Raw genomic sequence first — 26,386 nt, 5'->3', positions numbered from 1 at the left:
CTAGATTATGATGAAAAACAACAGCGCGGGCCTCACGGCCCGCCAACTTTATGAGCAAAAAGCGAAACGCAAATCTACTCTCATTGCGACGCTGAGTTCACTTGTTGCGATTGTGCTGATCGTGGTTCTTGTCCCCATGACGCCTGGATGGGAACGCGTTAAGTTCAGCTTCTTCAACAGCGAAATTCTGATCGATACATTTCCCGGCTTGCTCAAGGCTTTCCTCTGGGATGTGGCGATCTTCCTTTGGTGCGCGCCCGCTATTGCGATTATTGGGCTGGTCATTGCGCTATTTCGCGACGCACGGGCGCCTGCGCTCTTTCCGCTAAGGGTGTTTGGAATTCTCTATACGGATATCTTTCGCGGCGTTCCCGTGATTTTGATAGTTTTTCTTATCGGATTTGGCGTTCCGGGCTTAGGGCTGCAAAGACCCTGGAATAGTCCCTATATTTGGGGCTCTCTGGCGCTAATCCTGACCTATTCCGCTTATGTCGCCGAGATATTCCGCGCAGGCATTGAATCTGTGCACAACAGCCAGCGCGCTGCCGCGAAATCGCTTGGGCTAAGTCACGGTGATATGATGCGCTTTGTGGTGCTACCACAGGCGATCCGACGCGTTGTGCCTGCGAATATGAATATGCTCGTTGCATTGCAAAAGGATGTGGCGCTCTTGTCCTTTATTGGGCCAGTCGAGTTGTTACGGCAAGCGGGTGTGTATAAATCCCTGCTCGCGAATTTCACGCCTTACGTTGGTGCTGCGATCATTTTTCTAGCTGTGACAATCCCGCTTACGCGATATGCGGACCACTTGATTGCCAAACAAAACAAGGCTCGTAGCTGATGTCTATTCTATCGCTTTCGAATGTCACCAAATCCTTCGGGGATTCTTCGGTTTTGCGAGGCATCGACTTGCAGGTCGAGCAGGGAGAAATGGTTTGCCTTATCGGGGCTTCTGGTTCCGGAAAATCGACCCTATTGCGTTGTATTAACCTCCTCGAGAGCATTGAGGAAGGCGAGATCTGGTTTGATGGAGCTGACATTTCGCTTCCGAATGTAGCGCCACAACCTGTGCGTCAGAAAATCGGACTGGTCTTTCAGAGCTATAATCTTTTTCCGCACATGACGGCGCTGGAAAATGTGCTTCTTGCGCCAAGTCGGGTGTTTAAGAAACCGCGCCCTGTTTTGGTCGAGGAGGCAACAGAACTCTTTGCGCGCTTTAACCTGATTGATCGAATGAATGCCTATCCCGATCAGCTTTCTGGTGGTCAACAACAGCGCGTCGCAATTGTTCGGGCGCTCGCGATGCAGCCAACGATTATGCTGTTTGATGAGGTGACTTCCGCGCTTGATCCGGAATTGGTGTCAGAGGTGTTGGACGTCCTTCGCGCGCTCAAGGCGCAGAACATGACTATGATACTTGCGACACATGAAATGGGATTTGCCCGCGAAGCCGCAGATCGGATTTGTGTTCTGGACGGCGGGAAAATCATTGAACAGGGCACACCAGAGCAGGTTTTTGGTGACCCGAAGCTTGAGCGGACCAAGCGCTTCCTCGCGTCTGTACGCTAAACGCCTAGATATTTCGCGGTTATGCCCTCGGTGAGGTCAGACATAGGTGCGGACCAAACGCTTGTGCCGCGTTCGAGAATGACAGCCTTGTCCGCTATGCCTGATAGTTCCTTAAGGGACTTGTCCACCACAAGGATCGCAAGGCCCGTTTCTCGCTTGAGCTTGGCAATTGATGACCAGATTTCGCGCCGAACCAGCGGCGCAAGGCCCTCGGTCGCTTCGTCCAGAATAAGCAAGCGTGGGTTCGTCATTAGGGCGCGTCCAATCGCGAGCATCTGCTGCTCACCGCCAGAAAGCTGGCGCGCGGATTGATCTTTGCGCTCGGCTAGGCGCGGGAAAAGGTTTGCGACTGTATGCAAGTCCCAGTGGCCCTTTCGTGCCGCAGCAATGAGGTTCTCATGCACTGTCAAATTCGGAAAGCACCGACGCCCTTCAGGCACTAAGCCAATCCCCATCCGAGCGGCTTGATGTGACGCTAATCCGCCCAAATTCTGCCCGTCAAAGGTGATTTCGCCACTCATGAGTGGCAGCATCTGACAGATCGTTTTCACTGTGGTGGATTTGCCCATCCCGTTCCGTCCCATCAGGGCCAGAACCTCTCCTTCGTTCAGTGTTAGAGACACATCGAATAGTGCCTGTGTCGCGCCATAAGATGCAGCAATATTATTGACAGTGAGAAAGCTCATTGTTCTTCACCCAGATATGCGCGCTGAACGGTTAGGTCGTTGCGAATTTCGTCGACGTTGCCCGTGGCAATAATTTCGCCATAGACCAAAACGCTGAGCCGGTCTGCAAGGGCAAACACCGCGTCCATATCGTGCTCTACCATCAGGATCGGCGCTTCATTGCGTAACTCACTTAGGAATTCCGTCAGCGCTTGTGAACCTTGTGTTCCTAGGCCCGCCATCGGTTCGTCCATCACAAACGCGCGTGGCTTCATGGTTAGGGCGACGGCAACCTCTAGTTGGCGCCGCTGCCCGTGGGAAAGCTCCGACGTACGAGTAGAGGCGTGTTCTGCTAGGCCGACGCGTTCGAGTGCATACTCAGCAATTGCGCGTAGCTCTCCGTGTCGAAGCGCCTTGCCGAATGGCCAATAAGGATGCCCAGAAATACCGATCGCACCGAGCATCGCGTTTTGGAGCGCGCTATCTTCCATTGCTAGTGCCGAAACCTGAAACGTACGCGCAAGACCGCGCTTGGCGCGTTGAGCAACAGATAGCGCAGTTACGTCCTGCTCCTCCAAGTAAATGCGGCCCGTGTCTGGATGCAATTCCCCCGCGATCTGCTTGATTAGGGTCGATTTTCCCGCGCCGTTCGGCCCGATCAGTGCATGGATTTCGCCCGCGCGAAGGTCAAGGGATACGTCCTTGCTGGCGGGAAGGGCGCCAAAGGATTTGTTGATGTTGTCGAGGCGAAGGATTGGACTAGTCATGCGCCTTCTCCCGCCCTGTGATCATTCCGATCAAACCGCCCGGCGCGAATAGGACGATGCATAGCAATATCGCCCCAAGGAATACGTGCCAATAGATACTAATTCCGCCCAAGAAGTGTTCAAGCGTGATAAATAGCGCCGCGCCGACGACGGGCCCGGAGAGGCGCGCAACACCGCCAAGGATCACGAACATCATGATTTCACCGCTTGTGTGCCAACTTAGCATCGTGGGGCTAACAAAGCGGTTCAGATCCGCAAAGAGTGAACCCGCAAGTCCGGTCACCATTCCCGAAATTGTGAACGCGATGAGCCGCACCCGATAGGTGGAAATCCCTGTTGTCTCTACACGGATCGCGGATTGCCGCGCGGCGTTCAGTGTTAGGCCAAACTGAGATTTGGCAAGCGTCGCAGAGCCCAATAGCGCCAGCAACAAGATGATAAATGCGATGGCAAAAAACTGGATTGGATCAAGGGTGTTCAATCCAGGGAAGCTGTTACGGACATAAATAGAGAGCCCGTCTTCGCCGCCGTATGTTGGCCAACTTATGGCGAAATAGTAAAGCATTTGGCCAAAGGCGAGCGTAATCATAATGAAGTACACGCCCGAAGTTCTAAGGCATATCGCGCCGATGGCGAGCGCCGCAAGGCCCGACGCAATAATCGCGACGAGCCAGATGATCGGCATCGAATTAGTGCCATCGATCAGGAATGGTGCGTTCATGAGGGGTGTATAGTTTTGGGCGTGACTTGCGAGGATACCCATCGCGTAGCCGCCGATGCCGAAGAACGCCGCGTGGCCGAGACTGACCAAACCGCCAAGCCCTAGAGCTATATTGAGGCCAACCCCTGCGAGCGCAAAAATGGCTACCTTGGTTGCAAGCGTGATAATGAACGGCTCGTCCGTTGCATAAGCCCAGGCAGGGATCAGAAACAGACCAAGCAGGACCACGGTATTGAGCCAACGTTCCTGAGTCATGTGCGCTCCCCGAAAAGGCCCGTGGGTTTGATAACTAAAACGGTGGCCATCAGAATGTAAATCGACATCGAGGCGAGTGCCGACCCAATTGAAGCCGCCTCCGAGGGCTCCATAAACAAACCGAGCAAGAGGGGCAGGAATAGCGCGCCCAATGTCTGTGTGAGACCAACGAGGATCGAGCCGATCAGCGCCCCCTTTATAGAGCCTATTCCGCCGATAATGATCACTACGAATGCCAGAATGAGGACCGGTTCACCCATGCCGACCTGTACCGATTGCAACGCACCGATAAGCGCACCGGCAAGCCCCGCCAAACCCGCGCCGATGGCAAACACGATAGTATAGAGCCTGTTAATATCCACACCAAGCGCGGCGATCATTTCTCGATCACTTTCGCCTGCGCGGATTTGAATACCCAGACGGGTGCGTGAAATCAGCAGGAAAAGCCCAACCGCAACGAGCAAGCCAATCCCGATCAATACGAGCCGATAAGCCGAATATTGCATCCCACCAAAAAGCGTAACCGGCCCAGATATTGCCTCGGGAATATTGAGATAGAGCGGGAACGACCCAAAGAGCCAGCGCGTGCTTTCGGAAAAGATCAGAATGAGTGCAAAGGTCGCCAAGACCTGATCCAGATGGTCACGCGCATAAAGTCTTCGCAATACGACGACTTCGATTAACGCGCCAGCTGCCGCAGCCGCCGCCAACGCAGCGACAAGAGCCAAGAGAAACGATCCCGACCAGCCAGCAACGGCCGCTGCTGCAAAGGCGCCCACCATAAAGAGCGAGCCATGAGCCAAGTTTATCAGGCCCATCACCCCAAAAACCAACGTCAATCCCGCAGCCATCAAGAACAGCATGACGCCGAATTGCAGCCCGTTAAGGATTTGTTCCAAAAGGAGAATTGTGGTCATTACCTCAGCCCAAGCGCAGTTCGCCCTTTGCTACCTATTCCACCGCTGTGTTCCAAGCATATTTCTAGACGCGACAGCAATTTTTCAGGACTGTGTCGCTTGGGTTGTGGATGAAAAGTGCCTGATAAATGAAGTGGGCGGCAATCAAGGTGCCGCCCGCTTCACTAGAGTGCGAACCCGAGCAAGCTGTAAATCGAGAATGCTCCGAACCCGAACCAGCAGACGATATCCGCAACGGCGAGGCCAAAAAACAGCGTGCTAAGAACGCTTTTGTCGCGGGGATATGCGTTGAACCAAAGGAAGCCGACCGTCTTGGCGCCAAACAGAATGTTGGTTGTCAGTGGCCCAAAGAACGTCTCCATCGGGAAAAATCCGAGGGCCATTGAAAGCAATACGTTCGCCGCAAGGAACGCGAAAAAGGTAAAGGCCGTAAGGCGTTGGAATTGGATCATGTCTTGTCCTTCTTGTTTTTTGCGACGGTAAAAGGACAGGCACGAGAAGGAAAGTGCGATGTTGCACCGCTGCAAAAAGAATTTCGGCGTGGGTGTTTGGGGTGCCGAAGCGTAGCGTTATTCGGTATCCTCATGCGCCGCACCTGCGCCGATACGTTCGGAAAGGCGGTGACCAGCAGCAATCAATGCTTTGCGCGCGACATCTCTTGGAGGGTCGTTATGCGTGTGCAGGCGTTTCATATAGGGTGTCGTCAGAGCAGCGACGATTTCACCCGAATACGAGAATACCGGCACCGAAATATTGTGGATTCCTGCGATGACGCTGGATGGGCATTCGCACACGCGATGTTCGCGCGCGTCTTCGAGGTTCTTTTGATAGTACGCGTGCTGCTCTGGTGTGTGGTCCCCCATACGGCTCATGAGGTCTTGGAGTTGCGCGCTGTCGAATTGCGAGGTCAGGATGGCTCCGGAAGACGTAAAGATCAGCGGAACACGCGCACCCAAACGCACGGTCGTAATGTTATTGGACAGCGGATCGGACTGAGCAATTACCAGAATATCAGTCCCGTGAAGAATCGCGAGGTGGACAGACTGGTTTAATTCCTGCGCCAGTTTCTCCATGATTTCACCTGCAACCGCGTTCAATCGCCGAATGGGCGGATGGCGGTGCGCGATCTCAAACAGTCGTGGCGTGAGCGCATAGGTATCGCTTGTTGTATCAAGTGCGACGTATCCACGATCAGACAAAACCGCGAGCATTCTAAATATCTCGGACACCGAGCGCCCCATTGATTTGGCGATCTCGGACTTCTTCATGCCTTTGTTTTGGCTCGCAAGAAGCTCTAGTATGTCCAGCCCCTTAGACAGCGCAGGTGCGTTGTACTTGGCGGATTGAGAGTCAGAATCTGAAGTGGTCATGCGTGTTCCTTTGGCGGGTTCTTACACGGTTTTGACGGGGCAATAAATATCGCCGTGTTTCGGACCTGAGATGAGTATAAGTAATCCTTGACTAAATATGAAACAAAAATTTATATATAAAACAACAGACGCAGGGGGAGGCTCGGCGTTTGCAAAAAAAATCCATGGGAGGATTCATGAAACATCTCGGAAAACGGGCGGTATTAACCGCAACCGCATGCGCAACAGCCGTTCTGACGGCCCCGGCGTTCGGTGGAGACTTCGACGGCGTAGAGATTCAAGCCAAGTTGATTGGCGGACAGCAATACGAAGGCCTTTATGCACGTATCGCTGAGTGGGAAGCCGAATCCGGCGCCACGGTCGATATCATCTCGAAAAAGAGCCACTTTGAGTTGGACAAGGAAATCAAATCCGACATGGCTGCGGGTACAACTGGCTGGTGCGTAGGCTCTAACCACTCATCCTTCGCCGCTCAGTACCCTGGCTTGTACACAGACCTTATGCCGCTCATCTCTGAAGGCGTGGTCGACGAATTTGTTCAAGCGAACATTGCGGCGTCCAAGATCGACGGCGAACTCGTCATGTTGCCGCGCGCGCAGTTCGACGTCTCGGCGCTTTACTATCAAAAGTCGCTCTATGAGGACGAAGCCACTAAGGCTGCTTACAAAGAAAAGACTGGCAACGACCTGACTCCGCCCGATACTTGGGACGAGTTCAAAGAGCAGGCAATATTCTTTACGGATGCGCCGAACTTCTATGGCACGCAATACGCGGGTAAAGACGAAGCAATCGTTGGTCGTTTCTATGAGCTCGTGATTGCCGAAGGCGGTCAGCTCTTTAACGAAGATTGGTCTCCTGCGTTCAACTCTGACGCTGGCAAAAGCGCTCTAAGCTGGTTTGTTGAACTATACGAAGCAGGTGCGGTTCCTCCGGGAACAACGTCATACCTTTGGGATGATCTGGGGCAGGGTTTTGCCTCAGGTACAATCGGTTTGAATTTGGATTGGCCGGGCTGGGCCGGGTTCTTTAACGATCCAGAATCCTCCAAGGCTGCTGGCAATGTTGGCGTTAAGGTTCAACCACAAGGTTCCGCCGGAATTCGCACTGGCTGGTCAGGGCACCACGGTTTCTCGGTCACATCTGACTGTGAAAACAAAGAAGCAGCCGCATCGTTGGTCGAGTTCCTGACAAATTCCGAAAGCCAAACAATGGAAAGCGCGGGCGGACCACTTCCAACGCGCACAGCCGTTTGGGAAACTGTGGTTGAAACAGCCAAGGACGATCCATATCGCGCCGAGGTTCTAAGCGCCTTCCAAGAGGCCGCGACACACGCGTTCCCTGCTCCTCAAACTCCATATTGGAGCGAGGCAACCAACCTGATCTACCCAGAACTGCAAGCCGCAATTCTAGGTGACAAGACAATCGACGAAGCACTGGAAACAGCTTCCGAGGCAGTCGATGAAATGATGCAGGAAAACGGCGTTTACTAATCTCCAGTCCTCCTGAGCGTGGGCGGCCTTCGGGCTGCCCTCGTTAAATTCCTTAAATTGAAAAGACCACAGCCATGCCCCGCATAAAGCTGCCAACGTGGTTTGTTCTGCTGCTTCCAGCGATCATTATCCTCGTTGCGGTGGTACTCATTCCACTCCTGCTCTCTCTCTATTCCAGTTTTACGCCTTATCGTCTGACTCGCCCTGACTCGCTCTATAAGTGGATCGGCACGTTCAACTATGAAAAGGCCATTAAGAGCTGGAATTTCTGGGCCGCCTTTGGCCGTACTGTTTTGCTCCTTACAATCGCGCTGAACCTTGAGATGCTCTTGGGCCTCGGGCTGGCTTTGCTGGTGAATAGGGTCACATATGGCCAGCGTGCGCTGCGGACATTGATGATGTTCCCAATGATGTTTTCGCCGATCTTGGTGGGCTTTCAGTTCAAGTTCATTTTCAACGATAACGTTGGGCTGGTGAACAATGCGCTGCAATCTCTTGGTTTGACCGACCGCGCAATCCCGTGGCTTGTTGACGGCAAACTCGCGTTCATGTCGATTGTTTTCGCAGAGATGTGGACCTCTACCAGCGTGTTCGCGATCCTGATCCTTGCTGGTCTATACGCTATCCCGCGCGACCCGATGGAGGCCGCAAAAGTTGATGGCTGCACACCATGGCAGACATTCCGCCATATCACGCTGCCGTTTGTTATGCCGTTCATCTATATCGCACTGGCCATCCGAAGCCTTGATGTGGCGCGGGCTTATGACATCGTTCAGATCATGACCAATGGCGGACCGGCGCGGCGAACCGAGCTCCTTTGGACCATGATTGGCCGAACAGGGTATGTGGACGCGAAGATGGGGTATGCCAACGCTATGGGCTACATCTCAATTTTCCTCGCGATTTTCTTTACTATTTTCTTCTTCAAAAAGCTCAATGCCGCCCGTGCCGAGCTTGGAATGGCGGGGTAGGCACATGGATATCAACAAAAAATACCGTCTTAAGGGACATCTCTATGGCGCGCTGCACAAAGTGACGCTTTTCATTGCGATGTCGATCATCTGTGTTCCCGGTCTGTGGGTTGTGCTCAATAGCTTCCGTCCCACCGTCGAGATCATGGCCAAGCCGCCCGTCTGGATCCCCCAGAGCCTAAGCCTCGATCATTATCGCGCGATGTTTAGTGGCGCAGGAGAGGGCGGCGTGCCCGTCGTGCAATACTTCACTAACTCGCTGATAATCTCGGTGACATCCACAGTGATCGCGATCTTGATCGGCATGGCTGGTGGGTACGCATTTGCGCGTTTCAAGTTCAAAGGCAAGTCGGCGATCTTTATCGGCCTGATGCTTACACGTGCGGTTCCCGGTGTGGCGTTGTCGTTACCGTTGTTTATCGTAATGGCGAAAACGGGCTTAATAGACACACATATCGGATTGATCGTCGTTTATATCGCGATGAACGTCCCGTTTACGATCTGGCTCATCGACGGGTTTTTCCGTCAGGTTCCGCCCGACCTCGCCGAAGCGGCCGAGATCGACGGTTGCACCCGTTGGCAGGCATTCTGGCGCGTCGAGTTTCCTGTCGCGCGTTCGGGAATTGCGTCTGCGGGGATATTTGCCTTCCTCACAAGTTGGAACGAATACGCGCTAGCAAGCCAGCTTACACGTTCCTCTTTCTCCAAAACGATGCCCGTGGGTCTTCGGGATTTCACTTCCGAGTTCACCATCAACTGGGGCGGCATGTGTGCGCTCGCAGTTCTGATGATTATCCCCGCGCTCATCCTCACGTTCATTGTGCAAAAGCACCTCATTGCCGGCCTCACGTTCGGTGGTGTGAAAGGATAAAAAATGGCTCAAGTACAGCTAAGAAACATCGTCAAGAAATACGGCGCACTCGAAGTCGTGCACGGAATAGATCTGGATATCGCGCATAACGAATTTGTGGTTCTGGTTGGCCCTTCTGGGTGCGGGAAGTCCACAACGCTTCGAATGATCGCGGGACTTGAGGAAATCTCGGGCGGTGAAATTTCGATTGGCGATAATGTCGTGAACGATCTTCCGCCGCGGGATCGGAACATCTCGATGGTGTTTCAAAACTACGCGCTCTATCCGCATATGACGGTTCGGGAAAACTTGGGGTTCTCACTCAAGATTGCCAAGAAAAGCGACGCCGAGATCGACAAGGCCGTAGACGAGGCCGCCGAGATTCTGTCGCTTACCGAGTATCTCGATCGTAAGCCTGGCGCGCTTTCGGGTGGTCAGCGGCAACGTGTTGCGATGGGACGCGCGATAGTGCGGCATCCTGATGTGTTTTTGTTTGATGAACCGCTTTCGAACCTCGATGCAAAACTGCGTGCCCAAATGCGGGTCGAGATCAAGAAGCTGCACCAAAAGATCAAGACGACGATCGTCTATGTGACACACGATCAGGTCGAGGCAATGACCCTCGCGGATCGAATTGTCATCATGCGTGACGGCCACATTGAGCAACAAGGCACGCCGCTTGAGGTATTCGAGCTTCCTGCGAACACATTCGTCGCGACATTTGTCGGCAGCCCGCCGATGAACTTGGTTCCAGCAACGGTATTGGGCGGAGATAGGCTCGATTTAGGGTCGGATATCACCCTACCGCTTCCCCCTGCCTTCGCTGGAAAAGTGACCAAAGATCAGAAAGTCATCCTTGGATTCCGTGCGGATAACCTCATGCCTGACGGGTATGCACTTCCGATGGAGGGGGCCTCGGCCACGGTTGAACTGGAGGTTGCGCTTTCAGAGCCGCTGGGTACCGAGACGCTGCTCTTCACCCGTTTGGCGGGTGTCGAAATCCAGACCAAGATGCTGAACCCGCGTCCAGTGAAGGATGGTGAACGGCTGACTTTCAAACTCGATCTAACACGGTGTCATCTCTTTGATGCCAATACACAACAAAGCCTGAGGTAAACATGGCGACGATTTCAAAAGTAGAGACCTTTATGGTCGATCTGAAACCCAAGGTGAAGCGCGTAGACGCGATCCAGAGTTTCGTCAGTCAGGAAACGCCATTCGTGGTTATCACGGATTCCGAGGGCAAACAGGGTATCGGTTACTCGTATACGATTGGGCAGGGCGGTGGCGCTATCATGTCCCTCTTGAGTGAGACTTTGCTGCCGCAACTGATCGGGCGCGAAGCCGAGGAAATCGACCGCATTTGGCGTGATCTCTTGTTCTCGACCCATGCGACGGCGGTGGGTGCGATCACGTCGCTTGCGCTTGCGGCAATCGATACGGCGCTGTGGGATTTGCGGTGCAAGCGGGCAGGCTTGCCTCTGTTTCGTATGCTTGGCGGCGCCAAGGAAAGCGTGCCTATGTACACGACAGAGGGCGGCTGGCTTCATATTGAAACAGAAGATCTCGTCGCGGATGCGCTTGGTGCGCAGGCCAAAGGGTTCTCTGGCTCCAAGGTGAAAATTGGTAAGCCGCATCTTGCCGAAGATTACGCGCGCCTTTCGGCCGTTCGCGAAGCGGTGGGCCCCAATTATGAGATCATGGTCGACGCAAATCAGAGCCTAACTCGTGCCGAAGCGACCCGTCGTGCGCATATGCTCGAAAAACTAAACATCGCATGGTTCGAAGAGCCGCTCCCCGCTGATGATGTCCTTGAGCATGTCGGCCTCGCCCAGAGTTCGACGGTGCCGATCGCTGTTGGTGAAAGCATGTACTCGCTGAGCCAGTTCAAGGATTACCTTGTGGCGGGCGGAGCGAGCATTGTTCAGGTGGACGTTGCCCGTATCGGTGGCATTACGCCATGGATGAAAGTCGCTCATCTGGCCGAGGCTCATAACGTACCCGTTTGTCCGCACTTTTTGATGGAGCTTCACGTAAGCCTTGTCTGCGCCATTCCAAATGCGCCGTGGCTTGAGTATATTCCGCAGCTCGACAGCCTCACAAAAACGCCCATGAAGATGGAAAATGGCCGAGCCTTCGCCAGCCTTGAACCCGGACTAGGAATCGACTGGGATTTTGATGCAATTGAAGCTGCCAAAATCGAACAGCACAGCGCGACATTCGGAGGATAATATGGAACGCATGGGCATGGTGATCGGATTGAACGCCGACAAAATCGAGGAATACAAAGAGCTCCACGCCAATGCGTGGCCGGGCGTTTTACGCATGATCAGTGACTGTAATATCAAAAACTACACGATCTTCCTGCGCGAGCCAGAGAACCTGCTTTTCTCATATTGGGAGTATCACGGCACCGATTTCGCCAAGGACGCCGAGAAGATGGCCGCAGATCCGGAAACACAACGTTGGTGGAAGCTCTGCGGGCCATGCCAAAAGCCGCTCGAAACCCGCGAAGAGGGTGAATGGTGGGCGTCAATGGAAGACGTCTTTCACTTGGATTAGAGCCTTTATGGGAAGGTCAACTATGTCGAATTATTCGCTGTTGCATTTGCATCGTGATGACAACACCTGTGTTGCGCTGAAGGCTATTTCACAGGGCGCCAAGGTGGAATGCGACGGCGTGACCATCGAGCTCCTTCAGGATGTATCGCTGGCGCACAAGGTGGCGCATTGTGATATCGCGAAAGGACAACTCGTGTACAAATATGGCATGCCAATTGGTACCGCCACCGAAGATATCCCGAAGGGCGCAAGCGTGCATGTTCATAACGTCGTGAGCAACTATACCCCGACCGTCTATCGTTCCGAAGAGTTCGAGAAAGGGGCGACCTCGTGACTGTCTCGTTTGAAGGCTACCTTCGTAGCGATGGCCGCAAAGGCATCCGCAATGTCGTCGCTGTCGTCTATCTGGTGGAGTGTGCGCATTTCGTTTCGAGGCGGATTAGTCAAGCATTCCCCGAGGGTGACGTGCATCTGATCGGCTTTCCCGGATGCTTCCCGAATGACTATGCCCAGAGCATGATGGAGCGCCTTTGCACCCATCCCAATGTGGGTGCGGTGCTCTTGGTGTCGCTCGGGTGCGAGAGTTTTAATCGCGCCAAGCTTTCCGATACGATCAAGGCGAGTGGTCGGCCCGTGGAAACTCTGGTGATCCAGAAGGCGGGCGGGACGGCTTCGACAATTGCTAAGGGGCAGGACTGGGTGCGCAACGCCCGCGCCGAGATCGCGGATGTTGAACGCGTCGAGATGCAAGTTTCCGATCTGATTATTGGGACGATTTGCGGTGGATCTGATGGTACCAGCGGTATTTCGGGAAATCCCGCTGCGGGTCATGCCTTTGATCGCCTCGTCGCGGATGGTGCCGCGTGCATTTTCGAGGAGACGGGTGAGTTGATCGGGTGCGAAGATATTATGGCCGAGCGCGCCGCGACACCTGAACTTGCACAGGAATTACGCAACTCAGTCGCGAAGGCGGAGAAATACTATGATACCCTTGGTTTCGGGAGTTTTGCCTCGGGGAATGCTTCTGGCGGGTTGACCACCATTGAGGAGAAATCGCTCGGAGCTTATGTCAAATCGGGAAGTTCACAGATTTCGGGCATCCTCAAACCGGGGGATATACCGCCGACTGGCGGGCTTTACCTTATGGATGTGGTGCCGGATGGGGACGTTCGGTTTGGCTTTCCTAACATTGCCGATAATGCCGAAATTACAGAAATGATCGCCTCTGGCGCGCATATGACTTTGTTTGTGACGGGGCGTGGCTCTGTGGTGGGGTCGGCACTGTCGCCCGTTATCAAGATTTGCGCGAACCCTGATACCTATCGCGCGCTTGAGGGTGACATGGACATTGATGCCGGCGCAATCATCGAGGCGCGCCAAACTCCCCAAGAAGTTGGCGCAGATATCTATGAAAAGGTGCTAGAAACAGCGCGTGGAACTCAAACAAAGTCCGAAGCGCTGGGCCATCAGGAATTTATTCTGACATACAAGACATTCGAACCAATCGGGCCGGCCTGCTTACCCGTCAGTGCCGCTTGAGCTTAGGAGAACAACATGAAGAGACTTGAAGGTAAAACCGTACTCGCTACGGCCGCTGGCCAAGGGATCGGCGCGGCAACGGTTCGCCGTATGGCCGCAGAGGGCGCACGCGTTATCGCAACAGATCTGAATATTGGGCCGCTTGAGGGGCTTGATGGGATTGAGGCGCACGTTCTTGACGTGACGGATCGCGATGCCGTTAAGGGTTTTTGCGACGAGATAGGGACTGTTGACGTCTTGTTTAACTGTGCGGGCGTCGTGCATGCGGGGGCGATCCTTGACGCGACACCAGAAGAATTGGATTTTGCGTTCTTGCTGAATGTGCGGTCGATGTTCGATACATCCAGCGCGGTCCTTCCGGGGATGATTGAGCGCGGCGGAGGGTCGATTATTAATGTGGCGTCGGTTGCCAGTTCAATGATTGGTGTTCCGAACCGTTGTGTATACGGCACCACCAAAGCCGCCGTGATCGGACTAACCAAGTCGATTGCAGCTGATTACATCGGTCAGGGTATTCGCTGTAATGCGATCTGTCCCGGTACGATTGAAAGCCCATCGCTTCAGCAGCGTCTGCGCGATACGGGAGACTATGAAAAAGCCATGCGCGATTTCAAGGCGCGTCAACCGATGGGGCGCCTTGGGCAGCCCGATGAAGTTGCCGCACTCGCGACCTATCTGGCAAGTGACGAAGCCGCGTTTACTACGGGGCAGGCACACGCCATTGACGGTGGCTGGACAAATTAAACAGAGGAAAAAGAAATGAAGTTTCTACGTTACGGGCCTCGGGGCGCCGAAAAACCCGGTGTGATGGACACAAATGGAAATCTGCGCGACTTGTCGGGTCTTGTTGGAGATATCGCAGGAGACGTGCTCGCAAACCTTGATCGGTTTGCGAATGTCGATATCGAGAGCCTGCCAATCGTTGAGGGCGACGTGCGCTTGGGTGCATGTGTAGGTGGCACTGGGAAGTTCATGTGCATCGGCCTTAACTATGCCGATCACGCCGAAGAAAGCGGCCTTGCGGTTCCTAGTGAACCGGTGTTGTTCATGAAGGCCACCAGTGCGATTTGCGGCCCGAACGATCCGATCTTGATCCCTCGCGGCTCTGAAAAGACGGACTGGGAAGTTGAGCTGGGTGTCGTCATCGGCAAGGCGGCAAAATATGTTGATGAGAAAGACGCCCTAGACCATGTCGCTGGTTACTGCGTAATCAATGACGTCTCCGAGCGCGCATATCAGATCGAACGCGAGGGGCAGTGGACCAAGGGTAAATCCTGCGACAACTTCGGGCAAACAGGGCCGTATCTAGTGACGCCGGATGAGGTCGGAGACCCTCAGAACCTCTCCATGTGGTTGGAAGTGAACGGCGAGCGCGTTCAGGATGGCTCTACAAAAACGATGGTTTACGGAGTGGCGCATCTGGTGAGTTATCTAAGCCAGTTCATGACGCTTCACCCAGGCGACATTATTTCGACGGGCACACCGCCCGGTGTAGGCCTTGGGTTCAACCCACCGCGTTATCTTAAGGCAGGCGATAAAGTTGAGCTTGGGATCGAAAAGCTTGGCCAGCAATCGCAAGTCTGTATCGCAGATAGCTAAGAGCTTGGGGCCATCTATTCGGTGGCCCTTATGCCAACCAGAAGCGGCGCGTCAGCAGGAGGTAGAACGATAAAATTTCCAGCCGCCCAGCCAGCATTCCAAAGATCATGATCCATTTGGCCGCCTCGGGAAACGCTTCCATAGACCCTGTTCCACTAACGGCCTGACCATAGGCTGGCCCGATATTTGCAACCGAGGTCCATGCCGCCGTGATCGCGGTATCAAGTGACAATCCCGTAAACGACAGCCCGACTGCGATGAAACCCAGCGTAAGGATAAACATCGCAAAAAACGCCGAAACAGAGTCGATTACGTCCTGACTTAGCGGGCGGTTCCCGAGGCGCGGACGCGAGGCGGAATGGGGATAGCGCAGGTGACGCAGCTGGTCCTTGATACACTCAACCAGAATGAGCCAGCGGAACACCTTGATTGAGCAAGCCGTAGAGCCGGTACAACCGCCGATCAACCCAACCAAGACCAGAACCGTCAGCGGAAACGCACCCCAAGTGGACATGTTCACACTGGTATAGCCAGTTCCGGAAAATAGCGAAGTGACGTTGAAGACGGTCTCACGAATTGTTTGCTCCAGCGTGTCGTTGCTCTGGGTCAGGTGATACCCCGCAATCAGCGCGCAAGAGATAACAATCCAGCGCAGGTAGGCCTGAACTTGAACATCATTCGTCAGTGGGCGCACTTGGCCACGTACAAGCTGAAAATACCGAATGAGTGGCAGACTCGCGAGGATCATAAAGAATGCAGCAACATACTCTAACCTGCCTGAAAACTTCGAAAACGACTGATCCGAGGTTGAGAAACCACCTGTCGAGATTGTGGTGAGAGAATGCACAAGCGCATCAAAGAGCCGCATCCCATAGAACGCATAGGCGATAAAGCACAGGATCGTTAGAACCACATAAACAACGAACAGCGACTTTGCGATATCGAACGCACGCGGCAGGATTTTGCCTTGAGTGTCGAAGCCCTCGGTCAGGAAGAATTGCATCCCGCCCACGCGCATCGTCGGTAGGAAAATCATTGCAACCACAACAATCCCAAGCCCGCCCAGCCATTGCAATATCCCGCGCCAGAGCAAAACCCCCTCGGGCATATCGTCAAGGCCGCGAAACACGGTGGAGCCGGTAGTCGTCATTCCCGACATCGCCTCGAAATACGCATCTACGATTGACGCATTCGGATTTCCGAAGATGAACGGCAAAGCTCCGAAGATCGGCAAGACGGCCCAAACCAAAGAGGTGAGAAGGAACGATTGCCGCCTTCCCAGAGAGTCGATCTGATGGTTGGATGTGGCCAGCGAGGTGAGCGTACCAATCAAAATGGTAATCAACCCGTTCAACATGAAAACAGAGCCGGGTTGGCCGCCAAAATACGCATCCACCGCACCGCAAACAAGCATGAGGCAACCCATAATCGACACGAGTATGCCGGTAATATTCGCAACAGGGCGCAGTTCCATCAGACCGCCCACGGGTGCGCAAAATACGCGTGTTGTATTGATTTAGGGGGGGTGTGGTCTGGCATTATGTCGCCCAAGCTACCTGACAAATAATTGTGTCTGTAGGACATTTTATCTGTCTGCTGTTCTCATGCAAGGTAATTAACTCTTCGCGCAAGCCAGCTTGCACCCTGCACAAAGAAAAAGGGGCGCATAACGCGCCCACTCATTCCTAATCGATATTCTTGCTGATTTTGTCGTATTTAGTAAGGTTCTCGATCAGTGCGGCCATTTGATCAACGGGGATCATATTGGGGCCGTCGCTTGGTGCGTTGTCCGGATCCTGATGGGTTTCGATAAAGAGGCCCGCAACGCCCACGGCCACCGCAGCACGCGCAAGCACCGGCGCGAACTCTCTTTGTCCGCCTGATGACGTACCCTTGCCGCCCGGTTGTTGGACCGAGTGTGTCGCATCGAATACTACCGGATAACCCGTCGCCGCCATCGTCGGCAGGCCGCGGAAATCGGTTACCAAGGTATTGTAACCAAAGCTTGTGCCACGTTCGCATAGCATGATGTTATCGTTGCCAGTGCTCGCGATTTTCTCGGCAACGTTCCCCATATCCCACGGCGCAAGGAACTGGCCCTTCTTGACGTTGATCACCTTGCCAGTCTCGCCAGCAGCCAAAAGGAGGTCGGTCTGGCGGCAAAGGAACGCGGGGATTTGCAGGACATCAACAACTTCGGCCGCGATGGCGCAATGCTCGGGCAGGTGCACATCGGTGATAACGGGCACGTTAAACTCGCGCTTGATGTCGCCCAAAATCTGAAGCCCCTTTTCAACGCCGAGGCCGCGCTCTGTACCGATAGAGCTTCGGTTGGCTTTGTCATAGCTGGCCTTAAACACAAACTTGGTGCCCGTTGCCTCGCAGGCCTCAGCGATTTTCTCGGCCATCATCCGAGAGTGTTCGAGGGACTCAAGCTGGCACGGCCCTGTGATGAGGAAGATTGGATTGTCGCTGCCGACTGCAATGTCGCCGATGTTAACAGTTTTGGTCATGATTATGCCTTCAATACAGATTCAATGCGTGCCACGTCTTCAGGGTTGTTGAGCTCCCAGAAAACGCGCCCTTTGCCGTCAACTTCAACACAGCGGATCGGGTGGCCGTTTTCAAGGAACCTAAGTTGCTCCAGCCCCTCAAGGGATTCAAGCGGACCTGCGCTCCACGTTCCATATGCGGCGAGGGCGTCTGGGCGGTATGCATAGACACCAACGTGGTGAAACACAGGAAGTGGCTCGGGCATTTTCCCCGGATCAACGTAGGGTAGAACTTCTTTGGAGAAATAGAGCGCGTCATTCTGGGCGTTGAACACCGCAGTTGTGCCACCCACGCGCCCATTGCGGCGGTCTTCGGTGAAATGTGCGTAGGTCTGCGCGTCGCAGCGCAAAACAGGCGTTGCCATGCCAACGTTAGGGTCGTTCTTGACCGCTTCGATGAGCGCTTCGACGAACCATGGCGGCGTGAGCGGCGCGTCGCCTTGAAGGTTCACGATAATATCTGCTTCGAGGTTAGCGTTTTTCATTGCTTCGGAGCAGCGCTCAGTACCGTTCGCGCAATCCTCGGACGTCATGATGACATCCGCTCCGAATGCGCGAGCGGCGTCGGCGATACGTTCGTCATCCGTGGTTACATAAACCGCATCCGCGCCCTTTGCCGAATTGGCGGCCTCATAGCTCATCTGGATCAATGATTTTTGCGATCCATCTGGTTGTGTGAGTTTCACAAGTGGCTTGCCCGGATAACGCGTGGACGCATAGCGTGCTGGAATAAGAATAACGGTTTTCATGCAACCCCCGCCCGTAGGCAATCGTGGATGTTAAGGACGCCGATTGGCGCGTTTTGTGAATCAACAACAATGAGCGCGCCGATCTTATGCGTATTTAGCACTCGAAGCGCCTCCTCGGCGAGACTTTCGCCATGAATAGTCACTGGTTTCTTGGTGGCAACATCGCCCGCAGATTTGTCCATAAGACCGTCGAGATTGCGTCGAAGGTCGCCATCCGAAATGACGCCGATCAACTTTCCGTCTTCGACGACGCCAGCAATTCCAAAGCCTTTGGACGTCATGGTGATGATCGCTTCCGACATCGATGTATCGGCGCTGACTACAGGGACGGCATCTCCGCCGTGCATAAGTTGATTTACCTTGGTCAACTGTGCGCCAAGTTTGCCACCAGGGTGGTAGGTGCGGAAGTTCTCGGGCTTGAAATCCCGTAGCTCCATAAGAGCAACCGCCAGCGCATCGCCCAATGCCAAAGACAGCGTAGTTGATGTAGTCGGGGCCATGCCAATACGACAAGCCTCGGGCACATCAGGCAGCGTTAGGGTCACATCAGAAGCCATCCCCAATGCGCTATCGGGTCGTTTTGTAATCGCGACCATCGGAATGGCAAAGCGGCGAGTATGGGCGATGATATCGCCAAGTTCGGATGTCTCGCCGGAATTGGAAATCAGAATGCAAAGATCCTCAGGGCGGACCATGCCGAGATCGCCGTGGCTTGCTTCGGAGGGGTGCACATAGAATGACGGGGTGCCGGTACTTGCCAGAGTGGAGCTGATCTTGCGGGCAACGTGCCCAGATTTCCCTATTCCAGACAGGATAATCCGTCCGTCGCAAGCGAGCATTTTTTCAACAGCGATCTGAAAATCGGTTGTTAGATGTTCTGAAAAATCAATCAGGGCAGTGCCCTCGTCACGTAATACACGCGAACCTATTTCGTTAATTAACTCAGGAGAAATGGCATTTTGGGTCACTGCAAAACCTATGAAGCATAAAGCGTTGGGGGGGTGGTATCAGTTTAGGGTAGACAAAATCAACGTGAACCAAGTTGCAATCGTTAATTTATATTCGCGACCTAATGCGCCATCCGTCGCTGCGCGCAGAGGTGCGACACATATTGAATGGAATTGTAGGTAGATTCAAAGCCGTGTGCCCACGTTAAGTAAGGTTTTATTAGCACCCGTTTTCTAGCGTTTCCATTGTGCGTGGGGACGCATCTAACATTAGTGGGGTGGCTGGGTGGCTTTTTTCACATATAGAACGACGCTCTTGAGCGAGGTGGAGCGCTATGGCGAGGGGATATCTGATCTCGCCGTGCAATGGAATGATGGCGTGGGGACGCTTTTCGCAACCTCTCAGGTCGCTGGGGGAATAAGTGCGTTCAGATTGGATCGTGGGCTGGAAGCAGACCTCGTGAGCCTCTCCGATTATGCACAATCGCGCGAAATAGGAGTTTCTACGAGCCTAGAAACCTTTGTCTCGCAGGACAGCACGCATGTTATCTCAGGCGGAATGCAAGGCACATCTCTTTACTCAATGACATATGAAGAAACGGGGATCTTCGGTGGATTAGAGGCACTTTCATTCAATCAAGCATCGTTGGATAATCTGCGCTATCTTACAACCGTTGAGGTGGGTAAGGCGCATTATCTCTATGCGACGCATTCCGGTGTAGCCGGAGTATCCATGTTCGAAGTCGGGTCTGATCTCGATCTGAGATATATCGGGCAAATGCCGCTCGGCGATAAAATCGGTGAAGATGTAGCAGGCATCACGACACTCACGACGCATACGGCGAGCTATCTATTGGTCGGTTCGTTTCAGGACAATAACATTACAAGTCTGCGGATTTCTCCTTCGGGTACGTTGGAGAAAGTCGCTGAGATGGGTGCTGAGCAAGGATTGGGTATCAATGGAATTTCGGCGATCGCAACGGCGACAACTCCGACGGGCAACTATATTCTCGTCGCTGCAAGAGGCAGTTCGTCCATATCAGTGCTAGAGATGAATGAAGCAGGAATAATGGTCCCTACGGATCATGTCATTGACGATCTAACCACCCGCTTCCAACATATCACGAGCCTTGACGTCACCGAGGTGAATGGCAGAACCTATGTCCTTGCAGGGGGTGGCGATGACGGGCTCTCGCTCTTTTCTTTACGTCCAGATGGTCGCTTGCATCACCTAACGACCATTGAAGATACCTCGCAGTATTCTCTGCAAAATGTCGCGGCAGTTGCGTTGACAGAATTGGATGGGGAGCTACAGGCTTATGCAACCAGCGCGACTGAGAATGGTATTGATCAGTTCACAATTTCCACCGCCAATGAGGGTCTAACTCAGCGTGGAACTGGTCTCAACGATACGATCACAGGAACCAAGAATGGTGACTACTTCTTTGGAGCAGGTGGCGACGATAAGCTCTATGGCGGTTCAGGCGATGACGTGCTCATTGACGGAGCAGGTGAGGATCAGATGTACGGCGGTGATGGACGCGATACATTCGTTCTTACACAAGATGGCGACACCGACTGGATCCGGGATTTCGACTATCGCGAAGACAGTCTCGATTTCTCGGGCTTTGTACTCTTTCACGACGTAGACCAACTTCAGATCGCAGCGATGGTCGGAGGTGCAAAGATCACCTTTCGCGGTGAAGTAACCTACGTCATGTCGGAAAATGGCCTGCCGATCTATCCATCGCAATTTTACGACATAGATGTCTCTAATGCGAGCCGAACTCCGATATCATGGGTGCTCCCAGAGGGTGCGGTAAACGGTTCACGAGATAACGATAAAATGGAAGGAACCGACGCCGCAGACATTTTGTATGGCCTAAGCGGAAATGACACGCTGTTTGGAATGCAGGGGGATGACACCCTAGAGGGAGGAGAGGGAAACGACACCCTGATCGGTGGCCGCGGATCGGACTATTTGCTCGGTTCAGGCGGAATAGACACAGTCGACTACAGCACCGACGCCGATTTTGGCGGCACCCGTGGAGTAAGGGTCAACCTGGAGAGCGGAGAAGCTGTTGATGGATTCGGGCACAGGGACGTGCTTTCGGGGATAGAGCAGCTGATTGGAACAAATGCGGACGATGTTCTGGAGGGTGACATCGCGAACAATGTGATTAAGGCGGGCGCCGGGGATGATGATCTAAAGGGGGAAACTGGCGAAGACCTAATTTATGGGGACACAGGGTCGGATCGTGTTTGGGGCGGATACGGCGATGACCGACTTTATGGGGGAGATGGGGCGGACAAGCTAAGAGGGCAAAATGGCGATGATGTGCTCTATGGCGAACCCGGTCACGACAGTCTGACTGGAAGTTCTGGAAATGACAAACTTTATGGGGGGGCTAATAATGACACCATCAAGGGAGGAACGGGAGCTGACAAACTCTTTGGTCAGCATGGAAGTGATCTCCTTTATGGCGACAACGGCGATGATGCGTTGGATGGAGGAATTGGGCACGACACGCTATTTGGCGGCGACGGCAACGATAAAATAGACGGCGGATCCGGAAGCGACAAAATATTCGGAAACTATGGGGCTGATCATTTGGTCGGAGGCACAGGGGCAGACTACCTATCAGGCTCGAACGGGCATGATCTTCTAGAGGGCGGTGATGGCCATGACCAATTGTATGCAGGAAAAGGTGATGATCAGCTGAATGGCGGTGATGGGAACGATTATTTGGCGGGCTCAATCGGCGACGACGAATTGTATGGCGCCAACGGTGACGACATACTCGCGGGTGGAAGCGGAGGCGACAAGTTTCTGCACAACGGCTCGGGTAGTGGCGGGAACGATTGGGTGATGGACTTTGATGATCGGGAGGGCGACACGCTTGTTTTTACTAAGTCGGCGAAGCGGTCGGATTTTTCGGTGGAGTACCGTCATATTTCCGAAGACGGTGATCGACTGGGGAGCAATAGCCATAAAGAGGCGCTTGTGATTTATGAACCTACGGGACGGGTGCTATGGACATTGGTTGATGGGGCTACGCAGGATCATATTGATCTGACGCTCGGCGGGAAAATGTTTGATCTGATTTAGGTTCGCGGTTCAGGTCCGTAATCGCTTGATGTTGAGACAGGTAGATTTTGCCGCTTATGTGTTTCGGGAAATCCACATTGAGGAGGCGGTCCATTACTGGCCCCTTAACCTCACTCAAATGGAACTTAATACCGCTTAGCGCGAGCCGTTCGTTTATTTCTTCGAGGGAATGCAGCGCACTCATGTCGATGGCATTGACGGCGGGGCACATCAGTATCACGTGCTTGAGGTTTGGGCGCTGTGCGGCCAGATCATATAGTTGATCTTCGAGATACCGCGCATTGGCGAAGTATAGGCTCTCATCCACCCTAAGTGTCAGAATATCGGAGTGCGTCTCAACATCGTGGCGAAGTATATTTCGGAAGTGTTCGGAGTTGGGAACCTGTCCGACGATCGCCATATGGGGGCGCGATGTTTTGTAGAGATGGACCAAAATGGATACCGCGACGCCGGATGTGACGCCGATCTCAACCCCGAGCGTCAGCGTGACCAGCATTGTGATTGAGACGGCCGCGAAGTCGGCTTTGGAGTAGTTCCAAGTCTTTGAGAGGATACTGAAATCAACAAGGCTCAGGACCGCTACGATGATGGTTGCGGCGAGTGTCGCCTTCGGCAGGAAGAAAATAATCGGCGTGATGGTGACAGCGGCAACGGCGAGGCCAATGGCAGTGAAGATACCCGCGGCTGGGGTTTCTGCTCCGGCGTCATAGTTCACGACTGATCTGGAAAATCCACCAGTGACGGGGAATCCACCTGTAAATGCCGCCCCAAGGTTCGCTGCGCCGAGGCCGATAAGCTCTTGGTCTGGGTCGATCCGTTGACGCTTTCGCGCTGCGAGGGTCTGAGCGACCGAGATGCTCTCAACAAAACCGATCACGGAAATCAGAATTGCGGGGACAAGCAAACTAGAGACCAATTCAGGGGATAGGTCGGGCATCGTGAGTGGTGGCAACGATTGCGGTACCTCGCCCACGACGGCGACGCCTTTGGAAATTAGATCAAAGCCGAATACCGCAAGAGTAGAGACGAATACCGCGAGAACCGGCCCTGCTTTCGCGCCGAAGTCCGAAAGCCTTGCGGGAAGCCCGAGGCGGATTAGAAAGGGCTTTGCACCTTTGCGTACCCAAAAAAGGAAGGCCATCACCGCAATCCCAATGGAGGCGGTGAGCATGTTGGCTTGGGATAGATTGTGAAACAGCGAAAGAAAGACTTCGGGGAGTGTGTGCCCCTCTGCGGATATGCCCAGAATATGTTTGATCTGACTTGTCGCGATGAGAATGCCGGACGCGGTGATAAAGCCTGCGATCACGGGGTGCGAGAGAAAGTTCGCAAGAAACCCGAGCCTAAGCACGCCCATGAGAACGAGGAACGATCCAGACAAAAATGCCAGCGTTAGAGCCGCAATCGCGTATCCTGCGGTGCCTGCTTGGGCGACATTCCCGATTGCCGTAGCCGTAAGTAGTGACACGACGGCGACTGGGCCAACGGCGAGGGCGCGGCTGGTTCCAAAAATCGCATAGAGGATGATCGGCAGGATCGACGCATAGAGCCCGGCCTCGGGCGGTAATCCCGCAAGAAGCGCATAGGCGAGCGATTGCGGGATCAGCATGATCGTAACAATCAGTGCCGCAACAAGATCGTTGGACAACGCCATTGTGTTATAGCGGCGGCCCCAGTCGAGGATTGGAATGTATTTGTGCATGGAGTGGTCCCAACTGGGGCGAGTACGCTAGAGTTTGTTTACGGGTACTTTGAGCATTGGATTGCCGTCTTTGTCTCGGGGGACTTCTCCGGCGCGCATGTTTACCTGAAGGGACGGGATGATAAGTTTGGGCACCGCGAGCGTCGCGTCGCGCTCAGTGCGGAACTTCACGAATTCCTCGCGGGTTTTGCCGCCGCCGACATGAATATTGTGTTCCTTTTCCTCTGCGACGGTAGTTTCCCACGCAAATTCCCGCCCGTCTGGTGCGTAATCGTGACACATAAACAGCCGCATCTCATCAGGGAGGGCGAGAACCTTGAGGATGCTGTCATAGAGCGCTCCCGCGTCACCGCCGGGGAAATCCGCCCGCGCTGAGCCGCCGTCTGGCATGAAAAGCGTATCCCCGACAAATGCCGCATCGCCAATGACGTGCACCATACAGGCAGGGGTGTGCCCAGGTGTGTACATCGCAAATGCCTCGAGTGAGCCGATTTTGTAGGTGTCACCATCCTCAAAAAGGGCGTCGAACTGGCTTCCGTCGCGTTGGAACTCTGTGCCTTCGTTAAAGATTTTGCCAAATGTGTCCTGCACAACCATTATTTTCGCCCCGACGCCGATTTTTCCGCCGAGATGCTGCTGAATATAGGGCGCCGCAGAAAGGTGATCGGCGTGAACGTGAGTTTCGATGATCCACTCAAGCGAGAGGTCGTTGCTGCGAATATAGTCGATGATTGAATCCGCGTGCTCATAGGTGATCCTGCCCGCGGCGTAGTCGATGTCCATGACACTATCAATGACCGCGCAGGCCTTTGTTGCGGGGTCGGTTACGACGTAGCTGATGGTGTTCGTCGCTTCATCAAAAAAGGCTTCGATATCAGGGGTCTGTTTCATATCAATAGGATAATCAGACATTATTCTCTCCTTGATGAGGGTTGCGAATAGATGTGCGAGGTGCTTCACGATACCAGAAACCGCACTATTTGTGTGTATAGACTTATAATTCGTATCTCATTGAGGTATACTTATATAAGCGATCATAAATATACAAGGGTACAGCGATGGATACTGTGATTGATAATCTGGATGACAACCTCGATGAGGCTGCGGCGCTCATGACGATGCTGTCGCAACCCGTACGGCTCAAGGTGCTTTGCAACTTGTTAGGTGAGGAAAAGTCAGTCCAGACATTGACGGAAATCTGCGAACTCTCGCAGCCGGCGATGTCCCATCACCTTGCAAAATTGCGTAAGGCGGACCTTGTTGGAACCCGACGTGACGGGCAAACGATTTACTATCGCGTGGCATCAAAAGAGGCCGAAGCTGTTCTTTCAGTGTTGCATGAAATCTACTGCGCGCCCCGTGATGGCACATAGCCGAATCCACATTTTCCTTGGTAGCTGAAGGGTTAGCGTTTAATATTTGTGCATAATATCAGCAGTACATCTTAACAAAGGTAGTAAAATGAAACATTGGATTCTTTGGCTTCTCGCAGGCATCGTTCTCATAATCGGCGGCATATTTGCGCTCGCAAATCCCTTCGCCGCAACCTTAACCGCAACAGCAATCGCTGCGTGGTCGTTCCTAATCGGCGGCGTAATTCAGCTTTTTGCTGCTTTCACTCAAGAGGGCACCTCTAACAAGATCTGGTCCGGCGTAACGGGTGTGCTCGGCATTTTGGTGGGTATCGCGCTCTTCAACAATCCGTTCGCGGGAATCATCTCGCTTACGATGCTTGTTGCGATCATGTTCCTCGTTATTGGCGCAGCGAAGGTGTTTGTGTCGTTTAGTCTGAAAGGAACACAAGCGTTCTGGCCCGTACTTATTTCGGGCGCGCTGTCGGTTATTCTAGCTCTGATGATCTTTGGTAACTTCCCGCAATCTGCGGCGACGATCCTAGGTATCCTCTTGGCGGTTGAGCTGATTTCGAGCGGTATCTCTTTGGTTATGCTTTCGCTGAGCAGCAAATCCACCGCAGCTGTTTAAATTATCTGCTCCCCCGTGGTAGGACTATGGGGGAGTAACCTCTTTTTTCGACGGCGAAGGCCTGTAGTA

27 protein-coding genes are annotated in these 26,386 nt (G+C 53.6%); 15 read left to right on the top strand and 12 right to left on the bottom strand.

Translation table 11 applies throughout. The features are described 5' to 3' along the window. Positions 1 to 7 precede the first annotated feature (7 nt). Both ACFE33_RS00455 and ACFE33_RS00450 read left to right on the top strand, forming a co-directional pair. Complete coding sequence (locus tag ACFE33_RS00455; protein WP_380055453.1) at positions 8 to 841, top strand: amino acid ABC transporter permease; 834 nt, start codon at positions 8 to 10, stop codon at positions 839 to 841. Further along, the gene (locus ACFE33_RS00450) at positions 841 to 1,569 is read left to right on the top strand and encodes an amino acid ABC transporter ATP-binding protein (RefSeq protein ID WP_380055450.1); all 729 of its coding nucleotides are present in this window, start codon (positions 841 to 843) and stop codon (positions 1,567 to 1,569) included. Before ACFE33_RS00455 ends, ACFE33_RS00450 begins: the two co-directional genes overlap by 1 nt. On the opposite strand, the gene ACFE33_RS00445 is transcribed toward ACFE33_RS00450, so the two are convergent. The 6 genes from ACFE33_RS00445 to ACFE33_RS00420 form a co-directional block, all read right to left on the bottom strand. Then, positions 1,566 to 2,255 (bottom strand): ABC transporter ATP-binding protein, encoded by a 690-nt coding sequence (locus ACFE33_RS00445; RefSeq protein ID WP_380055447.1) that lies wholly within the window; start codon positions 2,253 to 2,255, stop codon positions 1,566 to 1,568. The genes ACFE33_RS00450 and ACFE33_RS00445 overlap by 4 nt on opposite strands. Further along, the gene (locus tag ACFE33_RS00440) at positions 2,252 to 3,001 is read right to left on the bottom strand and encodes an ABC transporter ATP-binding protein (RefSeq protein WP_380055444.1); all 750 of its coding nucleotides are present in this window, start codon (positions 2,999 to 3,001) and stop codon (positions 2,252 to 2,254) included. The genes ACFE33_RS00445 and ACFE33_RS00440 overlap by 4 nt, the downstream gene beginning before the upstream one ends. Beyond that, complete coding sequence (locus tag ACFE33_RS00435; protein WP_380055441.1) at positions 2,994 to 3,977, bottom strand: branched-chain amino acid ABC transporter permease; 984 nt, start codon at positions 3,975 to 3,977, stop codon at positions 2,994 to 2,996. Before ACFE33_RS00435 ends, ACFE33_RS00440 begins: the two co-directional genes overlap by 8 nt. Further along, positions 3,974 to 4,894: a branched-chain amino acid ABC transporter permease gene (locus tag ACFE33_RS00430; RefSeq protein ID WP_380055438.1), complete on the bottom strand. Its 921-nt coding sequence runs from the start codon at positions 4,892 to 4,894 to the stop codon at positions 3,974 to 3,976. Before ACFE33_RS00430 ends, ACFE33_RS00435 begins: the two co-directional genes overlap by 4 nt. Before the next feature lie 164 nt (positions 4,895 to 5,058). Beyond that, positions 5,059 to 5,346: a hypothetical protein gene (locus ACFE33_RS00425; protein WP_380055435.1), complete on the bottom strand. Its 288-nt coding sequence runs from the start codon at positions 5,344 to 5,346 to the stop codon at positions 5,059 to 5,061. Positions 5,347 to 5,463: 117 nt separating this feature from the next. Continuing rightward, the gene (locus tag ACFE33_RS00420) at positions 5,464 to 6,264 is read right to left on the bottom strand and encodes an IclR family transcriptional regulator (RefSeq protein WP_380055432.1); all 801 of its coding nucleotides are present in this window, start codon (positions 6,262 to 6,264) and stop codon (positions 5,464 to 5,466) included. A gap of 176 nt (positions 6,265 to 6,440) precedes the next feature. Here ACFE33_RS00420 and ACFE33_RS00415 point away from each other — a divergent pair, with 176 nt between their 5' ends. The 10 genes from ACFE33_RS00415 to ACFE33_RS00370 all read left to right on the top strand — a co-directional run bounded on the left by ACFE33_RS00415 (position 6,441) and on the right by ACFE33_RS00370 (position 15,275). Further along, the gene (locus ACFE33_RS00415; protein WP_380055429.1) at positions 6,441 to 7,754 is read left to right on the top strand and encodes an ABC transporter substrate-binding protein; all 1,314 of its coding nucleotides are present in this window, start codon (positions 6,441 to 6,443) and stop codon (positions 7,752 to 7,754) included. Positions 7,755 to 7,828: 74 nt separating this feature from the next. After that, a complete protein-coding gene (locus tag ACFE33_RS00410; RefSeq protein ID WP_380055426.1) occupies positions 7,829 to 8,725 on the top strand; it encodes a carbohydrate ABC transporter permease in 897 nt (298 codons plus the stop codon). A 4-nt stretch (positions 8,726 to 8,729) separates the two neighbouring features. After that, on the top strand, positions 8,730 to 9,596 hold the full coding sequence (locus ACFE33_RS00405) for a carbohydrate ABC transporter permease (RefSeq protein WP_380055423.1): 867 nt from the start codon (positions 8,730 to 8,732) through the stop codon (positions 9,594 to 9,596). A gap of 3 nt (positions 9,597 to 9,599) precedes the next feature. Then, a complete protein-coding gene (locus ACFE33_RS00400) occupies positions 9,600 to 10,691 on the top strand; it encodes an ABC transporter ATP-binding protein (RefSeq protein ID WP_380055421.1) in 1,092 nt (363 codons plus the stop codon). A 2-nt stretch (positions 10,692 to 10,693) separates the two neighbouring features. Further along, complete coding sequence (locus ACFE33_RS00395; RefSeq protein WP_380055419.1) at positions 10,694 to 11,806, top strand: mandelate racemase/muconate lactonizing enzyme family protein; 1,113 nt, start codon at positions 10,694 to 10,696, stop codon at positions 11,804 to 11,806. A 1-nt stretch (position 11,807) separates the two neighbouring features. Then, positions 11,808 to 12,137 carry an L-rhamnose mutarotase gene (locus tag ACFE33_RS00390; RefSeq protein ID WP_380055416.1) on the top strand — a complete coding sequence of 110 codons (330 nt, stop codon included), beginning with the start codon at positions 11,808 to 11,810 and terminating at the stop codon, positions 12,135 to 12,137. 22 nt (positions 12,138 to 12,159) lie between these two features. Beyond that, positions 12,160 to 12,471 carry a UxaA family hydrolase gene (locus ACFE33_RS00385; protein WP_380055414.1) on the top strand — a complete coding sequence of 104 codons (312 nt, stop codon included), beginning with the start codon at positions 12,160 to 12,162 and terminating at the stop codon, positions 12,469 to 12,471. Continuing rightward, a complete protein-coding gene (locus ACFE33_RS00380) occupies positions 12,468 to 13,676 on the top strand; it encodes a UxaA family hydrolase (protein ID WP_380055412.1) in 1,209 nt (402 codons plus the stop codon). The genes ACFE33_RS00385 and ACFE33_RS00380 overlap by 4 nt, the downstream gene beginning before the upstream one ends. Before the next feature lie 15 nt (positions 13,677 to 13,691). Continuing rightward, entirely contained in the window at positions 13,692 to 14,420 is a 729-nt protein-coding gene (locus tag ACFE33_RS00375; protein WP_380055409.1) for an SDR family oxidoreductase, read from the top strand. A 15-nt stretch (positions 14,421 to 14,435) separates the two neighbouring features. After that, positions 14,436 to 15,275 carry a fumarylacetoacetate hydrolase family protein gene (locus tag ACFE33_RS00370; protein WP_380055406.1) on the top strand — a complete coding sequence of 280 codons (840 nt, stop codon included), beginning with the start codon at positions 14,436 to 14,438 and terminating at the stop codon, positions 15,273 to 15,275. 28 nt (positions 15,276 to 15,303) lie between these two features. Here ACFE33_RS00370 and ACFE33_RS00365 read toward each other — a convergent pair whose 3' ends face one another. From ACFE33_RS00365 to ACFE33_RS00350, 4 genes are all read right to left on the bottom strand, one after another. Then, a complete protein-coding gene (locus tag ACFE33_RS00365) occupies positions 15,304 to 16,752 on the bottom strand; it encodes a TrkH family potassium uptake protein (RefSeq protein WP_380058749.1) in 1,449 nt (482 codons plus the stop codon). Between the two features lie 208 nt (positions 16,753 to 16,960). Next, positions 16,961 to 17,788 carry a 3-deoxy-8-phosphooctulonate synthase gene (gene kdsA, locus ACFE33_RS00360; protein ID WP_380055403.1) on the bottom strand — a complete coding sequence of 276 codons (828 nt, stop codon included), beginning with the start codon at positions 17,786 to 17,788 and terminating at the stop codon, positions 16,961 to 16,963. 2 nt (positions 17,789 to 17,790) lie between these two features. Beyond that, positions 17,791 to 18,576, bottom strand: a complete 786-nt coding sequence (locus ACFE33_RS00355; protein WP_380055401.1) for a 3-deoxy-manno-octulosonate cytidylyltransferase — start codon at positions 18,574 to 18,576, stop codon at positions 17,791 to 17,793. After that, positions 18,573 to 19,544 carry an SIS domain-containing protein gene (locus ACFE33_RS00350; protein WP_380055398.1) on the bottom strand — a complete coding sequence of 324 codons (972 nt, stop codon included), beginning with the start codon at positions 19,542 to 19,544 and terminating at the stop codon, positions 18,573 to 18,575. Before ACFE33_RS00350 ends, ACFE33_RS00355 begins: the two co-directional genes overlap by 4 nt. 265 nt (positions 19,545 to 19,809) lie before the next feature. Between ACFE33_RS00350 and ACFE33_RS00345 the strand changes: the two genes are divergently transcribed. Next, on the top strand, positions 19,810 to 22,632 hold the full coding sequence (locus tag ACFE33_RS00345) for a hypothetical protein (RefSeq protein WP_380055396.1): 2,823 nt from the start codon (positions 19,810 to 19,812) through the stop codon (positions 22,630 to 22,632). Here ACFE33_RS00345 and ACFE33_RS00340 read toward each other — a convergent pair. Next, the gene (locus tag ACFE33_RS00340; protein ID WP_380055394.1) at positions 22,577 to 24,334 is read right to left on the bottom strand and encodes a SulP family inorganic anion transporter; all 1,758 of its coding nucleotides are present in this window, start codon (positions 24,332 to 24,334) and stop codon (positions 22,577 to 22,579) included. The two genes, ACFE33_RS00345 and ACFE33_RS00340, sit on opposite strands and share 56 nt — an antisense overlap. Positions 24,335 to 24,361: 27 nt before the next feature. Next, a complete protein-coding gene (locus tag ACFE33_RS00335; protein ID WP_380055390.1) occupies positions 24,362 to 25,246 on the bottom strand; it encodes an MBL fold metallo-hydrolase in 885 nt (294 codons plus the stop codon). A 146-nt stretch (positions 25,247 to 25,392) separates the two neighbouring features. Between ACFE33_RS00335 and ACFE33_RS00330 the strand changes: the two genes are divergently transcribed. Together ACFE33_RS00330 and ACFE33_RS00325 are read left to right on the top strand one after the other, a co-directional pair. Next, complete coding sequence (locus tag ACFE33_RS00330) at positions 25,393 to 25,707, top strand: ArsR/SmtB family transcription factor (protein WP_380055387.1); 315 nt, start codon at positions 25,393 to 25,395, stop codon at positions 25,705 to 25,707. A gap of 88 nt (positions 25,708 to 25,795) precedes the next feature. Beyond that, on the top strand, positions 25,796 to 26,317 hold the full coding sequence (locus ACFE33_RS00325; RefSeq protein WP_380055385.1) for an HdeD family acid-resistance protein: 522 nt from the start codon (positions 25,796 to 25,798) through the stop codon (positions 26,315 to 26,317). Positions 26,318 to 26,386 lie beyond the last annotated feature (69 nt).

The sequence above is a fragment of the Falsihalocynthiibacter sp. SS001 genome (genome assembly GCF_042445055.1).
Lineage (GTDB): Bacteria > Pseudomonadota > Alphaproteobacteria > Rhodobacterales > Rhodobacteraceae > Falsihalocynthiibacter.
This window is presented reverse-complemented; position numbering and strand designations above follow the sequence as displayed.

What these genes read in the sequence shown, in the direction of transcription:
- ACFE33_RS00355 (WP_380055401.1), bottom strand. Translation starts at nt 18,576, where the DNA reads ATGAAAACCGTTATTCTTATTCCAGCACGCTATGCGTCCACGCGTTAT.
- ACFE33_RS00450 (WP_380055450.1), top strand. Translation starts at nt 841, where the DNA reads ATGTCTATTCTATCGCTTTCGAATGTCACCAAATCCTTCGGGGATTCT.
- ACFE33_RS00395 (WP_380055419.1), top strand. Translation starts at nt 10,694, where the DNA reads ATGGCGACGATTTCAAAAGTAGAGACCTTTATGGTCGATCTGAAACCC.
- ACFE33_RS00445 (WP_380055447.1), bottom strand. Translation starts at nt 2,255, where the DNA reads ATGAGCTTTCTCACTGTCAATAATATTGCTGCATCTTATGGCGCGACA.
- ACFE33_RS00435 (WP_380055441.1), bottom strand. Translation starts at nt 3,977, where the DNA reads ATGACTCAGGAACGTTGGCTCAATACCGTGGTCCTGCTTGGTCTGTTT.
- ACFE33_RS00420 (WP_380055432.1), bottom strand. Translation starts at nt 6,264, where the DNA reads ATGACCACTTCAGATTCTGACTCTCAATCCGCCAAGTACAACGCACCT.
- kdsA (WP_380055403.1), bottom strand. Translation starts at nt 17,788, where the DNA reads ATGACCAAAACTGTTAACATCGGCGACATTGCAGTCGGCAGCGACAAT.
- ACFE33_RS00330 (WP_380055387.1), top strand. Translation starts at nt 25,393, where the DNA reads ATGGATACTGTGATTGATAATCTGGATGACAACCTCGATGAGGCTGCG.
- ACFE33_RS00405 (WP_380055423.1), top strand. Translation starts at nt 8,730, where the DNA reads ATGGATATCAACAAAAAATACCGTCTTAAGGGACATCTCTATGGCGCG.
- ACFE33_RS00340 (WP_380055394.1), bottom strand. Translation starts at nt 24,334, where the DNA reads ATGCACAAATACATTCCAATCCTCGACTGGGGCCGCCGCTATAACACA.
- ACFE33_RS00370 (WP_380055406.1), top strand. Translation starts at nt 14,436, where the DNA reads ATGAAGTTTCTACGTTACGGGCCTCGGGGCGCCGAAAAACCCGGTGTG.
- ACFE33_RS00325 (WP_380055385.1), top strand. Translation starts at nt 25,796, where the DNA reads ATGAAACATTGGATTCTTTGGCTTCTCGCAGGCATCGTTCTCATAATC.
- ACFE33_RS00410 (WP_380055426.1), top strand. Translation starts at nt 7,829, where the DNA reads ATGCCCCGCATAAAGCTGCCAACGTGGTTTGTTCTGCTGCTTCCAGCG.
- ACFE33_RS00425 (WP_380055435.1), bottom strand. Translation starts at nt 5,346, where the DNA reads ATGATCCAATTCCAACGCCTTACGGCCTTTACCTTTTTCGCGTTCCTT.
- ACFE33_RS00440 (WP_380055444.1), bottom strand. Translation starts at nt 3,001, where the DNA reads ATGACTAGTCCAATCCTTCGCCTCGACAACATCAACAAATCCTTTGGC.
- ACFE33_RS00335 (WP_380055390.1), bottom strand. Translation starts at nt 25,246, where the DNA reads ATGTCTGATTATCCTATTGATATGAAACAGACCCCTGATATCGAAGCC.
- ACFE33_RS00385 (WP_380055414.1), top strand. Translation starts at nt 12,160, where the DNA reads ATGTCGAATTATTCGCTGTTGCATTTGCATCGTGATGACAACACCTGT.
- ACFE33_RS00375 (WP_380055409.1), top strand. Translation starts at nt 13,692, where the DNA reads ATGAAGAGACTTGAAGGTAAAACCGTACTCGCTACGGCCGCTGGCCAA.
- ACFE33_RS00455 (WP_380055453.1), top strand. Translation starts at nt 8, where the DNA reads ATGATGAAAAACAACAGCGCGGGCCTCACGGCCCGCCAACTTTATGAG.
- ACFE33_RS00400 (WP_380055421.1), top strand. Translation starts at nt 9,600, where the DNA reads ATGGCTCAAGTACAGCTAAGAAACATCGTCAAGAAATACGGCGCACTC.
- ACFE33_RS00430 (WP_380055438.1), bottom strand. Translation starts at nt 4,894, where the DNA reads ATGACCACAATTCTCCTTTTGGAACAAATCCTTAACGGGCTGCAATTC.
- ACFE33_RS00390 (WP_380055416.1), top strand. Translation starts at nt 11,808, where the DNA reads ATGGAACGCATGGGCATGGTGATCGGATTGAACGCCGACAAAATCGAG.
- ACFE33_RS00415 (WP_380055429.1), top strand. Translation starts at nt 6,441, where the DNA reads ATGAAACATCTCGGAAAACGGGCGGTATTAACCGCAACCGCATGCGCA.